Origin of the sequence: Streptococcus taoyuanensis (genome assembly GCF_029589235.1) — a bacterium.
Lineage (GTDB): Bacteria > Bacillota > Bacilli > Lactobacillales > Streptococcaceae > Streptococcus > Streptococcus taoyuanensis.
On record NZ_JARQVW010000001.1, the window covers coordinates 159,847 to 173,208 of the forward strand.

General features: G+C 42.0%; 12 protein-coding genes. 4 read left to right on the top strand and 8 right to left on the bottom strand.

Annotation, left to right across the window (positions count from 1 at the left end):
* Positions 1-167: 167 nt before the first annotated feature.
* The 7 genes from P5Y91_RS00750 to P5Y91_RS00780 all read right to left on the bottom strand — a co-directional run bounded on the left by P5Y91_RS00750 (position 168) and on the right by P5Y91_RS00780 (position 9,220).
* Complete coding sequence (locus P5Y91_RS00750; protein ID WP_277838729.1) at positions 168-1,910, bottom strand: ABC transporter ATP-binding protein; 1,743 nt, start codon at positions 1,908-1,910, stop codon at positions 168-170.
* Positions 1,907-3,634, bottom strand: coding sequence for an ABC transporter ATP-binding protein (locus tag P5Y91_RS00755; protein WP_277838731.1), 1,728 nt, complete (start codon positions 3,632-3,634; stop codon positions 1,907-1,909). Before P5Y91_RS00755 ends, P5Y91_RS00750 begins: the two co-directional genes overlap by 4 nt.
* Positions 3,635-4,052: 418 nt before the next feature.
* Complete coding sequence (locus P5Y91_RS00760) at positions 4,053-5,252, bottom strand: MFS transporter (RefSeq protein WP_118228107.1); 1,200 nt, start codon at positions 5,250-5,252, stop codon at positions 4,053-4,055.
* A gap of 58 nt (positions 5,253-5,310) precedes the next feature.
* Positions 5,311-6,048 carry a DUF1003 domain-containing protein gene (locus tag P5Y91_RS00765; RefSeq protein WP_277838732.1) on the bottom strand — a complete coding sequence of 246 codons (738 nt, stop codon included), beginning with the start codon at positions 6,046-6,048 and terminating at the stop codon, positions 5,311-5,313.
* A gap of 68 nt (positions 6,049-6,116) precedes the next feature.
* On the bottom strand, positions 6,117-7,463 hold the full coding sequence (gene asnS, locus P5Y91_RS00770; protein WP_182322018.1) for an asparagine--tRNA ligase: 1,347 nt from the start codon (positions 7,461-7,463) through the stop codon (positions 6,117-6,119).
* 148 nt (positions 7,464-7,611) lie between these two features.
* Positions 7,612-8,790 (bottom strand): pyridoxal phosphate-dependent aminotransferase, encoded by a 1,179-nt coding sequence (locus tag P5Y91_RS00775; protein ID WP_277838733.1) that lies wholly within the window; start codon positions 8,788-8,790, stop codon positions 7,612-7,614.
* A gap of 16 nt (positions 8,791-8,806) precedes the next feature.
* Complete coding sequence (locus P5Y91_RS00780; RefSeq protein WP_277838734.1) at positions 8,807-9,220, bottom strand: cell wall elongation regulator TseB-like domain-containing protein; 414 nt, start codon at positions 9,218-9,220, stop codon at positions 8,807-8,809.
* Between the two features lie 291 nt (positions 9,221-9,511).
* Here P5Y91_RS00780 and P5Y91_RS00785 point away from each other — a divergent pair, with 291 nt between their 5' ends.
* The gene (locus tag P5Y91_RS00785; RefSeq protein ID WP_003001765.1) at positions 9,512-9,958 is read left to right on the top strand and encodes a MarR family winged helix-turn-helix transcriptional regulator; all 447 of its coding nucleotides are present in this window, start codon (positions 9,512-9,514) and stop codon (positions 9,956-9,958) included.
* Positions 9,959-10,076: 118 nt separating this feature from the next.
* Here the strand turns inward: P5Y91_RS00785 and yaaA are convergent, their stop codons facing one another.
* Complete coding sequence (gene yaaA / locus P5Y91_RS00790) at positions 10,077-10,802, bottom strand: peroxide stress protein YaaA (protein ID WP_277838736.1); 726 nt, start codon at positions 10,800-10,802, stop codon at positions 10,077-10,079.
* Between the two features lie 66 nt (positions 10,803-10,868).
* Here yaaA and P5Y91_RS00795 point away from each other — a divergent pair, with 66 nt between their 5' ends.
* The 3 genes from P5Y91_RS00795 to P5Y91_RS00805 all read left to right on the top strand — a co-directional run bounded on the left by P5Y91_RS00795 (position 10,869) and on the right by P5Y91_RS00805 (position 13,359).
* The gene (locus P5Y91_RS00795) at positions 10,869-11,369 is read left to right on the top strand and encodes a DUF1836 domain-containing protein (RefSeq protein WP_277838737.1); all 501 of its coding nucleotides are present in this window, start codon (positions 10,869-10,871) and stop codon (positions 11,367-11,369) included.
* The gene (gene trhA / locus P5Y91_RS00800) at positions 11,344-11,991 is read left to right on the top strand and encodes a PAQR family membrane homeostasis protein TrhA (RefSeq protein WP_003011253.1); all 648 of its coding nucleotides are present in this window, start codon (positions 11,344-11,346) and stop codon (positions 11,989-11,991) included. The genes P5Y91_RS00795 and trhA overlap by 26 nt, the downstream gene beginning before the upstream one ends.
* A 63-nt stretch (positions 11,992-12,054) precedes the next feature.
* Entirely contained in the window at positions 12,055-13,359 is a 1,305-nt protein-coding gene (locus P5Y91_RS00805; protein ID WP_277838739.1) for an aminotransferase-like domain-containing protein, read from the top strand.
* Positions 13,360-13,362 lie beyond the last annotated feature (3 nt).

Below are 13,362 nucleotides of genomic sequence, written 5' to 3' on the forward strand. Positions count from 1 at the left end.
CTGAAACAATTTAGTTTCAGGCACTCGGAATTATTGAGACTTTAGGCTCAATAATTAGTCTTGGAACTTCGCAGAAGTTCGCTGACGTCCGTACTCACCTAAGGAAAGTTTTGAATATGTCTTTATCTTCAATCTAAGCATTTTCAAGTTTGAAAATGCTTTTCATTTTAACTAATCTGTTGCTGAGCTGTCTGCATCTTGTAGTAAACACCTTGCGCTTGCATTAGCTCTTCATGAGTACCATGCTCAACAATATCGCCATCTACCATTACAAGGATCATATCAGCATTTTGAATGGTCGACAAGCGGTGAGCAATGATAAAGCTGGTCCGTCCCTTCATGAGCTGATTAAAGGCATCTTGAATCAAGACCTCAGTCCGAGTATCGATGGAGGATGTCGCCTCATCCAGGATCAAAATCTTAGGAACTGAAAGGAAAACCCGAGCAATCGTTAAGAGTTGGCGTTGACCTTGGGACAAAGACTCTCCAGCATCTGAAAGATAGGTATCGTACCCTTGTGGCAACTGCCGAATGAAGAAATCTGCATTGGCTGCTTTGGCTGCTTCTATGACTTCTTCTCTACTTGCATCTGGACGAGAAAAGGCAATATTTTCATGAATGGTCCCAACCTTGAGCCAGGTTTCTTGCAGAACCATACCAAACTGTTGGCGGTAAGAAGCACGGGTGTAGTCCGTAATTGGCACCCCATCAATCGTGATCTCTCCAGAATTAACAGGGTAGAAACGCATGAGCAGATTAATCAAGGTCGATTTTCCTGCTCCTGTAGGCCCTACAATGGCCACTTTACTGGCAGCTGGAACCTGAATGGTTAAATCTTTGATCAAAGTCCGCCCCAAATCATAGCCAAATGAGACATGCTCAAAACCAATCGCACCTTTGACATTCTGACTTTCCAGAACCCGTTGCCCTGTCTCTTCGACCTCAGCTTGATCCAAGACGCTGTACAAGCGCTCTGCGCAGGCAAGGGCACTTTGGAGTTCTGACAAGACAGAGGAGATATCATTAAAGGGCTTGGTGTATTGATTGACATAATTGAGGAAGGTCACCAATTGACCGACAGTAAAGTGAGATCCCGAAATAATGCGTACCGCACCAAATCCAGCCACTACTGCATAAATCAAGGCATTCACAAAGCGAGTGGCAGGGTTGACAGTTGAGGAATAAAAGACAGCGGATTGGGAATAATTGGCATAGCTTTCATTCGTCCCTTTAAAAGCCTTACGGAATTGATCCTGAGCATTAAAGGACTGGATCAAACTTTCCTGGGTCAAAGACTCTTCGATCAACTGGGTTTGAAGACCACGCGCCTTGGTCTGCTTTTGGAAAAGCGTATAAGAACGCTTGGCAATAAAACGAGCAATCAACAGGGATAAAGGGGTCAAGACCAGAACCGCCACCATCATAAAGAAATCCAATTCCGCCATAGTCACGATAGTGACAAGAATGGTTAAGAGGCCAACAAAGAACTGGTTAAAGACCATCAGAAGACCACTATTGAGTTGCTCTACATCGGTCGTGAGGCGACTGACAAAGTCCCCGCTCCCTTGTTTATCTAGATAAGACAAGGGCAATCGGTGTACTTTTTCCATCACTTCTGCTCTTAGGCTTTGGCTAAACCGATAGACCAATTGATTGTAGACAAGAGGATTGATCCATTGGATCAGGGTATTAGCCACAATGACCAGAACCATTTGGATCAAAACGGGCCATAAGACTGTCATTCCTTGAGGATTGATGACTAAATCAACCGCATGTCCGATCAGGATCGGTAACCAAACCGTTAAGGCCACTTGAGCAATGGTTCCAAGACTAGCTAGGATCAGGAGCCCGGGATGGTGAGCAAAATCTCTAAACAGACGTTTTAAATAACTGGAACGTTTTTGACTCATGCTTCCTCCCTCCCGTGTTGTGAATAATGAATTTCTTGATAAATCTCATTGGTAGACAAAAGGAAATCATGATTTCCCAGTCCTACTTGATGTCCCTTGTTCAAGACTAAAATCTGATCAGCAGTCTTGAGACTATTGGTTCGTTGAGATACTAAGATCAAACTCGTATTACTCAATTCTTCTTTAATCGATTTTAAGAGACGAGCTTCCGTCAAATAATCCAAGGCAGAAGTTGAATCATCCAAAATCAAGAAAGGAGCCTTCTTCAAAAGGGCACGCGCAATGGTCAACCGTTGACGTTGGCCTCCTGAGAAATTTCGACCAAAGGCTTCCACTGGCTCATCGAGTTGTCCTTCTTTTTCACGGACAAAATCAGCTGCCTGAGCTGTTTCTAGGGCCCACCACAAATCATCATCCGATAGATTTTCTTCCATCCCTAGTAAGAGATTCGAGCGGATAGTCCCTCTAAAGAGCTCTGCCTTCTGTGGAACAACAGCTACCCAGTCCCGCCACTCCTTGAGAGTTTTAGGAGAGTGAGCTTGATGATAGAGGGCTAATTTTCCTTGACTCACAGTATACAAATGACTCAATAACTGAACCAGGGTAGACTTCCCAGATCCTGTACCACCGATAATTCCCAACATCTGTCCATGATCCAGATCAAAGGAAATATCTTCTAGAGCTGGGCTTGAAGCCGTTGGATAAGTGAAAGTAACTTTCTGTGCGCTGATCGCTTCTTGCTCTCTTGCAGTTTCTTCTGGCAGAGCTTCTAAGAGGTCTTCTTCCTTCAAATCAAAAATCTCTTGAACACGCTTAGCTGAAATATAGCTGACATTTAAAGACGTGACCAGCATCGCCAGTTTGATCAATTCTGTTAAAATTTGTAATAAATAATTGACCAAAGCGACCAACATCCCTTGGGTTAAAAGACCAGCAGAGATATTCAATTGTCCTTGCCAAATGACACAAACCAAGGTCGTATTGACCACAAGGAAGGTCAAGGGACTGACCAAACTAGACCAGATACCAGCGCGAATTTGCCAGATCTTGTAGTCCTGATTGACCTCTCTAAAGTCCTCTAATTCACTAGACTGTTGTCCAAAGGCCCGAATCACCCGCATCCCTTGAAATTGCTGACGCGTCACTGTGACCATTCGGTCTGTGATTTTCCGGATCTTGGCAAAAAGAGGATTGACAATCCGAGACATGATCACAATAATCAAGGTTAAAATCGCCACCATCCCCAAGAACCAAAGGGTTAGTTTAGGACTGATGGTGAAAGCCATGATGATAGAACCAAAGACAATAATCGGTGCTCTCAAAAAGAGGCGCAAGAATTGGTTGATCCCAACCTGAATTTGATAGGTATCAGAAGTGAGACGGGTTACCAAACTAGAAGTCCCGATCCTATCGCGCTTGTCCTTTGGAAGTGATAAGATCTTCTCATACAAATCCTTGGTCATCTCGCGGGTAAAGCCGACAGCTGCTTTAGAAGAAAAATACTGGGCCGTAATAGCTACGACGACACCAAAGCTCGCAAATAAAAACAAAACACCGACCGTCATCACCACTGCGCTCGTTTCCTTTTTCGGAATGACCTGATCGACTAAGTGGGCGATGATTAAGGGGACACACAATTCAAAAATAGCTTCTAAAAGCTTAAACACGGGCCCTAGAAAAGTTTCCCATAGATAGCCCTTAAAATACTTCAATAATGATTTCATACAACTCGATTCTTTTTAAATAGGATATACCTATTTTACCACAATTATAACTGACAAAAAACTCTCCCTGCCAAGCAGAGAGTATGAGAACGTAGACAAACTGCTCTTTTATACAAATTAATTAACTTCTATAAAGATAAAATAATTTTATTTGTTAGAGCTATTCAATCATCTACTGAAACTTTCCGCTGTGAGAAAAGTGCTAGAAACACTATTGTTTCTAGCACTCGGAATTATTGAGACCTTAGGCTCAATAATTAGTCATGGAACTTCATAGAAGTTCGCTGACGTCCGTCCTCGCCTAAGGAAAGTTTCTAAGATGACTTTGTCTTCAATCTTACTATTCCTACATAGCATAGAAGGATTGTTCAGTTTTTCTGCTATTTAAATCTTGTTAGACTCAAGAACCCTATAAGTTTTATTCAGTCTTTGTCACCTCGCTTAAGGTCTTGCCCATTCTCCCTAAACCAATCAGTAAGAGAGGGAAAGATAGGAATGTTATAAGGCCTAGCACAAGAAAGACTGCTACAAATCCACAAGTATCGATCAACCAACCAGTCAGTGGGAAAATCACGATCATAGATAAACTAAACATCATCGAATTGATACTCAGCATGGTTGCTCGTACACTGGAAGGTAGATAGGCTTGTAAATCATTGTAGTAGATGGGTTGGTAAACGGCATAAAGGGCATTGGTTAAGAGATAGACACTCAAATAGGCGAATGGAGTCTTCGCACCTACCAAAAGCAAGGTCAACCCTGTCAGTGCAACCAGAATCGGAAAGACTTGATTACTATTCCATTTTTTCCCGATTTGACTGGCCAAATAAACCGCCAGGAGATTGAATCCACTACCAATTAACATGATGAGCGAAACTTGCCAACTGGCTAAGTCACTGATTTTCTGTTGGTAGTAAAAATAAAACATACACATGATGGTCCCTACCAACTGATAGGTGAGCATCCAGTAAAACAAGACTGGTTTTTCCTGCCATTCTTGTTTCACTACCTCCAATATCCGCTTTAAGGTCAAATGATTTCTTTCATCACTCTTGCTCTCTGGCTCCTTCATGAGAAAAATCAAGAGTATGGAAAGCACGGAAAGAGCAATAGCAATATAATAGGTCCAAGCCAATGCTCCGTGAATAAAGAAGCCTGCCACAACTGTACCTAAAGTTCGGGTGACTTCGGCCACACCAGACAAGAAGCTAGAAATCTGAAGATAACGGTCTTTTTGACCTGCTTCCACAGCTGAATCAAATAAGAAAGCTGTACTGGTCCCCGAGTCAAAATTATAAGACCAAGCATTGATTATCATAGCAATGGCATAGATCCAAAAATTCCCCTGACCAAATAAAATCAAGATCGAGGATCCAATACTGGACAAGCGAGCCAAATAGAGATTGGTCTTGTAGCTAAAGCGATCTGCTAACATACCAGACGGGATCTCACACAAGAGACTCGTCCCATGAAAGATACTCTCTAATAAACCAATCTGAAGCAAAGAAAGGCCATTCTGAATAAAAAAGAGAATCCAAAAACTGGTGATTCCAAAATAAGATGTAAATTCCAAACCTGCTAGGAGTGAAATATTGCGTTTGTAAGTTCTTTTAAACATTGTTTTTCCTCTTTCAATAGATTATATAAGTGTTTCTAAAAGACTTACTTAGATTTGCCTACATCTTCTCCACCTCCTTCAGTTTTTCTTGATTCATTTCTTGACGCAGCTGGGCCACTTGATTAGACAAGGACACCAACAATTCGGTTTGCAACTTTTGAATTTCCAGTAAATCCGTCTGGTCTTGTTGCACCATATGGTCAATCTTCGTATGCAGTAAGCGAATTTCTCTTTCTGACTCCATATTGACGTTAAAGTCATTTCGCGCTTGCAGGCGATCATAATCTGCTGCCCTGTTTTGGCTCATCATAATCAAAGGAGCTTGAATCGCCGCAATCGTAGAAAGCGCAAGATTGAGCAAGATGAAGGGATAAGGGTCAAAATTCCAGCCAAAGGGATGCAAGACATTGATCAACATCCAGATAGCCATCATCATGATGAAGCTAATAATAAAGGTCCAAGAACCACCGAAGCGCGCAACCGAATCCGCCACACGCTGACCGAAGGTATAGCTGGCTGTCAAGCGGTCTTCAACGTTAAAGGGACGCTCGCTTTCGGGCATGACACCTGTCACCTGCTGTTTAATCGCATCATTTTTATCATTGGCACGATCAATAATCTGACCTAGATAATCCATACAATATTGGCTCAAATTTTTATACGTGATAAAATCATCCATTTGACTTTCCGGGTAGGATGTCTTGAGCATCTGTTGAATGCTATGGTCTAGATCTGCGATCAAAGACCCCTGACCATCCTCGTATTCTTTCCCATCGATGATGTCTATTTTCAGCATTGAGTTTCCTTTCATAGTTTTTTGAAGCAGATAAAAGTGAAAAACGCCTAATGGCGTTTTTACGTCTATTAAGGTTTGATACGGTGCAACATACGTGGGAATGGAATGGCTTCACGAATGTGTTTTGTACCAGCCGCGAAGGTTACCATACGCTCGATACCGATACCAAAGCCACCGTGTGGGACTGTACCGTATTTACGAAGATCAAGGTAGAATTCATACTCTGTACGATCCATGCCAAGTTCATCCATTTTTGCAACAAGGGCATCGTAGTCTTCCTCACGCATAGAGCCACCGATGATTTCTCCATAGCCTTCTGGAGCAAGCAAGTCTGCACAAAGCACGCGCTCTGGATTTCCAGGAACTGGTTTCATGTAGAAGGCCTTGATAGCTGCTGGGTAGTTCATGACAAATGTTGGCACACCAAAGTGGTTTGAAATCCAAGTTTCATGTGGTGAGCCGAAGTCATCACCATGTTCCAAATGCTCGTAGTCAGCATCTTCATCATTTTCATGCTCTTGCAAGAGATCAATCGCTTCATCGTAAGTGATCCGTTTGAATGGCTCCGCAATATAGCGTTTCAAGAGCTCTGTATCACGTTCCAAGGTTTCCAAGGCTTGAGGTGCACGGTCCAAAACACCTTGTAGAAGAGCTTTGACATAAGCTTCTTGCAAGTCAAGTGATTCATCGTGTGTCAAGTAAGAGTACTCAGCGTCCATCATCCAGAACTCAGTCAAGTGACGGCGAGTCTTAGATTTTTCAGCACGGAATACTGGTCCAAAGTCAAAGACTCGACCAAGGGCCATAGCACCAGCTTCCAGATAAAGCTGACCTGATTGGCTCAAGTAAGCTGGTGTTCCAAAGTAGTCTGTTTCAAAAAGTTCTGTAGAATCTTCTGCCGCATTTCCTGAAAGAATTGGGCTATCAAACTTCATGAAGCCGTTCTTATCGAAGAACTCATAAGTTGCATAGATGATAGCATTACGGATTTGCATGACAGCGACTTGTTTGCGTGAACGCAACCACAAGTGGCGGTTGTCCATCAAGAAGTCTGTCCCGTGTTCTTTTGGAGTGATTGGGTAATCTTGTGATTCACCGATCACTTCAATATCTGTGATATCGAGCTCATAACCAAGTTTAGAACGCTCGTCTTCTTTAACAATCCCTGTTACAAAGACAGATGTTTCTTGGCTCAAGCGTTTGATGGTGTCAAATTTTTCAAGACCCACTTCTTCGCCGAATTTTTCAATAAAGTTTGGTTTAAAAGCTACACCTTGGAAAAAGGCAGTCCCGTCACGCAATTGCAAGAAAGCAATTTTTCCTTTACCTGATTTGTTGGCCACCCAAGCACCGATGGTCACTTCTTGACCAACATAGTCTTTTACTTCGATGATAGTAATCCGTTTTGTCATCATTCATCTTCCTTTTCTCGTTAAACTTGTCCGAAGACATTATCTTCTTAATTGTATCATAAAAAGGCTTTCAGTGCTAGGCTCTACCTGTGAAAACCAGATTTTTTTTAAAGAAAAAGATCCTCAGCTCATTACTAAGGATCTTGCGATTTTATTTTTCCATAAAGGCCTTGAGTCGGCGAACAGCTTCTTTCAGGGTGTCCAAATCTGTCGCATAAGACAAGCGAATATTTTCAGGGGCACCAAAGCCAGCTCCCGTTACTAAAGCAACCTCTGCTTCTTCTAAAATTGCAGTGGTAAATTCCGTCACATCCGTATAGCCCTTCATCTCCATGGCCTTCTTGACATTTGGGAAGAGATAGAAGGCTCCTTGAGGTTTGATGGCTTCAAAACCAGGCACTTCATTCAACAAAGGATAAATAGTATTCAAACGCTCTTCAAAAGCTTGACGCATGATCTCAATAGAAGATTGATCTCCTGTGAGAGCTTCGATTGCAGCATATTGGGAAACGGTTGTTAAGTTGGAAGTTGTTTGGCTGATCACCTTGGCCATGGCTCCAATAATCTCAGGATCACCCACTGCAAAACCAACCCGCCAACCAGTCATAGCATAGGTTTTAGAAACTCCGTTAATCACGATAGTTTGCTTGCGAATCGCTTCTGATAAGCTAGAAATTGGCGTAAAGGTATTGCCATTATAGACCAATCGCCCATAGATATCGTCTGCCAAAATCAAGATGTCATGCTCGACAGCCCAATTTCCGATTGCTTCGAGTTCTTCTTTACTGTAGATCATCCCTGTTGGATTGGATGGCGAATTCAGCAAGACAACCTTGGTCTTGTCTGTACGTGCTGCTTCCAGTTGCTCTACCGTTGCCTTGAAGTGATTTTCTTCTGTCGTTTGGAAAGTAACAGGTGTTCCTTCTACCATCTTGACCTGGTCTACATAAGAAACCCAGCAAGGTGTTGGAATGATGACTTCATCACCTGGATTGATAACAGAAGTAAAGAAGGCATAGAGGATAAACTTGGCACCAGTACCGACCACAACCTCATTTCGGTTCACTGCATAGCCATAAAACTCTTTCATATAGTCGCTAATGGCATCCTTCAATTCTGGAAGTCCAGATGCGACCGTATAAAAGCTAGCGCGACCATCCTCGATCGATGCGACTGCTGCTTCTTGAATATTTTTTGGAGTCGCAAAGTCAGGTTGACCAAGGGTCAAACTTAAGATATCACGACCTTCTGCTACCAAAGCTTTGGCACGCGCATTTGCAGCCAAGGTCACACTTTCTTCCATTTCCAATACACGATTTGATAATTTCATATTTCCTCCTCAAATCTTAAAAAACACCGGTGACTTTCCCAGTCTTGAAATCCACCACATAATAGGAGCTCCCGGCCTTGACTTCCCAGATCGGTTTGGCTTTAAAGCGTCCAAAAGTTACCCGATCAATCGCGTCCCGACTCTTCTCTTTGACGACAGAAGCTGCCTCTTTGGAACTAACTCCTTCTTTCAAAGGGTAGGTATAGACTGCATCATCCGCCTGCGCCACCAAAACCGCTAGATCTTGCCCCTCTTGGTCCTTGCCAATAAAGGAAAGATAGGCTTCTTTGCCATGAAAGAAACTCTCCGTCTCAATAGTAGCAATCGAAGAGTGAGACAGAGCTATGTTTCTTGCTTGCGCCATTTGATCCTGCAAGCGATCAGAAGTTTTTTCAGCAAGAAATAGCCAAGAAAAAAGAATCGTCAACACTAAGATACAGATTCCTATTATATGTTGCCATACTATAAAAAGATTATTTTTCTGTTTCACTCCCTCATTATACACCAAAGCCACCTAGAATTCTATAGATTTTCAAGAAAGAATTATTACTAATATTTCATACCTGTTACAATGTTTTAGTATAAAATTGTTTGATAAACAAAGTAAAATTAACATCTATGCTATCATTTGTTCATAGTTTAATAAATTTGTCACAATTTTGTAACTAATTTGAAAATAAAATTAAACGACAGAAATACTATTTATTGATAAAATATAGATATGGAAAATTTAAAGAGATTATTCAAAGAAGCAAACGTAGATTTAAAAACCATGATCGTCTTCCACAAGGCAGAACGATTGATCCGTGCGTCTGAGGCTCATATCTTTAAAAAGCACCAGTTGACACCAACTCAATTCTCTGTACTTGAGACCTTGTACAGCAAGGGCGATCTCCGCATTCAAGATCTGATTGATAGCATTCTTGCGACCTCTGGAAATATGACTGTGGTTATTCGCAATATGGTCCGCGATGGTTGGATTACACGCGAAACCGATCCAGAAGACCGCCGTGCTTATCTTGTATCTATTACAGATGCCGGTCGTAAAAAGATCGAAGAAGCTCTTCCAGATCATATCAAAAATATTCAACGCTTGATGCAAGTCTTTAATAGTGGCGAGCAAGCTGAGTTGACAGAACTCTTGAAGAAATTCAAACATATCGCCTAAACCTACTGCTCAAGACGATTCTGACTCCAAAATCCTCTATTTTGGAGTTTTCATCGTGCATTCTCTTTATCTAACAGATCAAAAAAATATTCCTGACGCTTCTCAGGAATATTTTTATTTATTCTTTCACAAAGACCCATTCTTTCGCTTGCGATAAATCCTCACGATAAGAGAAACCTGCTACTTCTAGTGATTTCAGATCTTCTAAATGGGTGATTTCTTCCTTCATCATAGCTGTCACCATGGCCCCACGTGCTTTCTTTGAAATCGTCGAGTGAATCTTCAGGGTCCCACCACGATTCTCCATGAATTTGATCCGAATCATTCGCTCACGAATGGCTTTTGAAAAGACCTGTTCAAATTCAGAGGACAAAAGGGATAAGATCTGCTCCTCACCTTCTACTGCCTGATCATAGTCCTCTTTCCAGAGTACCTTTAGAGATTTTCCAGCTGGTTTTAGCTTCATCATAAAATCCAAGCGATGGGGAGCAATCGCTTCATAGGCAGGTAGTACACCGTATAAAGCAGTCGTGATCAACAAATGCTCCTGCAGATAAGCCTGCTCTTTTTCGGATAAGTCTTGACGCTCGATACTACGGTACATGAGGCCATCAAACAGTTCCAAAGCAGGATAGGTTTTAGCACTCCCAGCTAACAGAGCCTCAATTCTTTCCTTTTCTACTAGAGCTCTTTCCTCTGAGATCCCGTAATAGGTCGCTAATTCTTCTAGGGAGAATGACTTCAAAGCTCGGAGGATGGTTTTTGTGTTCTCTGACAAGGGTTGGGGCTCGACGATACGAGCCTGTTCGTTCAGTTCTTTAGCGGATGGAATTAATAGTTTCATAGGTCTATTGTACCATATTTTTCAAATTTTCTTGACAGGAGTTTTTATAAATGTTATTATCTTGTTATGAAAACTAGATTAAAGAAAGGTGAAGATTTCGTGTCCACTTTTTCCTATCCAACGTGGGAGCAACTGCCTGAGCTAGACCTCTATCTCGATCAGGTCCTTCTTTACGTCAATAAAACCTGTGCACCTATTCTCTCTTCTTCAGACAAGGGCTTGACGGCTGCCATGATCAACAATTACGTAAAACATGGCTATGTCGAAAAACCAGATAAAAAGAAATACCAGCGTAGACAGGTGGCTCGCTTGATCGCTATTACAACCTTAAAAACGGTCTTTTCTATTCAGGAGATCGCTTCTACTTTAAATTTCTTGCAGGACCAGGCAAGCTCAGATCTTCTCTATAATAGCTTTGTCGCTTATCTCAATGAGCAAAAAGAGCCGATCGCTCCTATCATTCGCTCTGCCTGTCAGACGGTTCAACTTTATCTTGAAACCCTGTCTTATATTCAACCAGTAAAAACGGAGGAAGAAACTGATGAATTACACCATGAAACTAAGTAAAAAATTATCCTTTGGAGAAGAGATCGCAAATAGCGTAACCCACGCTGTTGGAGCCCTCCTCATGCTGATCTTACTTCCGATCTCAGCAGTCTATAGCTTTGAGCAACACGGTCTTCTCAGTGCTTTTGGGACTTCTATCTTTGTGATCAGTCTCTTTTTGATGTTTCTGTCTTCGACCGTCTACCATGCTATGTCTTACGATTCACCTCAAAAGTATGTACTTCGCATTATCGACCATTCCATGATCTACATTGCGATCGCAGGTAGTTACACACCGGTTGTCCTCACCTTGATGAACAACTGGATGGGCTACAGCATTATCTTGATCCAATGGGGGACCACCATCTTTGGTATTCTCTACAAAATCTTTGCCAAAAAAGTCAATGAAAAGTTCAGTCTCGCTCTTTACTTGATCATGGGCTGGTTGGTCATCTTTATTATTCCCCAAATCGTTAGCCAAACCAATCCGATCTTCTGGGGGCTCATGCTCATGGGCGGCCTGTGCTACACGGTTGGAGCTGGCTTTTATGCTAAGAAAAAACCATACTTCCACATGATTTGGCACCTCTTCATCCTGGCAGCTTCTGCTCTTCAGTATTTAGCCATCGTTTACTTTATGTAATACGCTCACCACTCTTATGAGTGGTTTTTTTGTGATTTTTTCTGTACAATAGAAAAAAACTGTATGGGGACAGTCAGGATGAAGACGAGTAAATACCAACAAATTATTCATGTACTAAAAAAAGCCATTCAAGATGGAGAACTAGAAACTGGACAGAAAATTCCTTCTGTTCGTCAATTAGCTAGTCAATTTTCTTGTAGTAAGGACACAGTGCAACGGGCCTTGCTGGACTTGACTTACCAGCACTTCCTCTATGCTAAGCCTCAAAGTGGCTACTATGTTTTGGAGCAAGAACCTGATCGACATGAGGATCTTCCACTAAAATTAGAGAAAGACCGCAACCAGGCTTTCGAGGACTTTCGGACCTGTATTAATGAAACCTTGATTGGACGGGAGAATTATCTCTTTAATAACTTTTCGGACCAAGCAGGATTACTAGAGGTACGCCAATCCATTCAAGGCTTATTAAAGGAAGAAAGTATTTATACGACTGCAGATCAGATTGTTTTGACTGCTGGTACCCAGCAGGCACTTAATATCCTCAGCCAGATTGACTTCCCCAATAAAAAGTCGCAGATTTTGATCGAGCAACCGACTTATCATCGGATGAACCAACTCTTGGATTCGCAGCAACTTGCCTACCGTACCATTCAACGTAATTTAACGGGGATTGACCTTGAGGAACTTGAAGAGATTTTTAAAAGTGGCCATATCAAATTCTTCTACACGATCCCTCGTTTTCACTATCCGCTTGGTCATAGCTATTCGACCAAGCAGAAAGAAGCGATCTTGCAACTTGCTGACCAATATGATGTCTACCTTGTTGAGGACGACTATTTGGGAGATCTTGATAGCAGCAATGCTCCATCTTTTCATTATTTGGATCAAAAGGACCGAGTCATCTATATCAAATCTTTTTCGACCAATCTCTTTTCTGCTCTTCGCATCACTTCCATGATCCTTCCCCAAGCACTTTTAAAGCCGGTCTTGACCTATAAGACGATTCTGGACTATGATAGCAATCTCATCATGCAAAAGGCCTTAAGTCTCTACATTGATAATGGTATGTATCTGACCAATAAAAAACGACTCCTAGCCAGAAAAAAAGAGGAAGAAGAAAGATTGAAGACCTTGATGGATCAGTCTTCTCTTCTCCCTCATCTGACCCTGACCCACGATGGGATCCTACTAGATCTTCATCAGGTCAAATCTCTTGCTGCCTTAAAACACAGTGGACTCCCGCTTGATTTCTTTGAAGCAGCCTACATCACTTCTTGTCCTTATCAACTCGCCAAGATCAAATCAGCAGATGCTGCCAACGTTTTACCAAAACTTACGCCTTTTTTTGAAAGAGAAACCCTCGTATAGACT

Bases quoted from the DNA above. Each gene is read 5' to 3' on its own strand.
- P5Y91_RS00750 (WP_277838729.1), bottom strand. From the start codon at position 1,910: ATGAGTCAAAAACGTTCCAGTTATTTAAAACGTCTGTTTAGAGATTTT.
- P5Y91_RS00755 (WP_277838731.1), bottom strand. From the start codon at position 3,634: ATGAAATCATTATTGAAGTATTTTAAGGGCTATCTATGGGAAACTTTT.
- P5Y91_RS00760 (WP_118228107.1), bottom strand. From the start codon at position 5,252: ATGTTTAAAAGAACTTACAAACGCAATATTTCACTCCTAGCAGGTTTG.
- P5Y91_RS00765 (WP_277838732.1), bottom strand. From the start codon at position 6,048: ATGCTGAAAATAGACATCATCGATGGGAAAGAATACGAGGATGGTCAG.
- asnS (WP_182322018.1), bottom strand. From the start codon at position 7,463: ATGATGACAAAACGGATTACTATCATCGAAGTAAAAGACTATGTTGGT.
- P5Y91_RS00775 (WP_277838733.1), bottom strand. From the start codon at position 8,790: ATGAAATTATCAAATCGTGTATTGGAAATGGAAGAAAGTGTGACCTTG.
- P5Y91_RS00785 (WP_003001765.1), top strand. From the start codon at position 9,512: ATGGAAAATTTAAAGAGATTATTCAAAGAAGCAAACGTAGATTTAAAA.
- yaaA (WP_277838736.1), bottom strand. From the start codon at position 10,802: ATGAAACTATTAATTCCATCCGCTAAAGAACTGAACGAACAGGCTCGT.
- P5Y91_RS00795 (WP_277838737.1), top strand. From the start codon at position 10,869: ATGAAAACTAGATTAAAGAAAGGTGAAGATTTCGTGTCCACTTTTTCC.
- trhA (WP_003011253.1), top strand. From the start codon at position 11,344: ATGAATTACACCATGAAACTAAGTAAAAAATTATCCTTTGGAGAAGAG.
- P5Y91_RS00805 (WP_277838739.1), top strand. From the start codon at position 12,055: ATGGGGACAGTCAGGATGAAGACGAGTAAATACCAACAAATTATTCAT.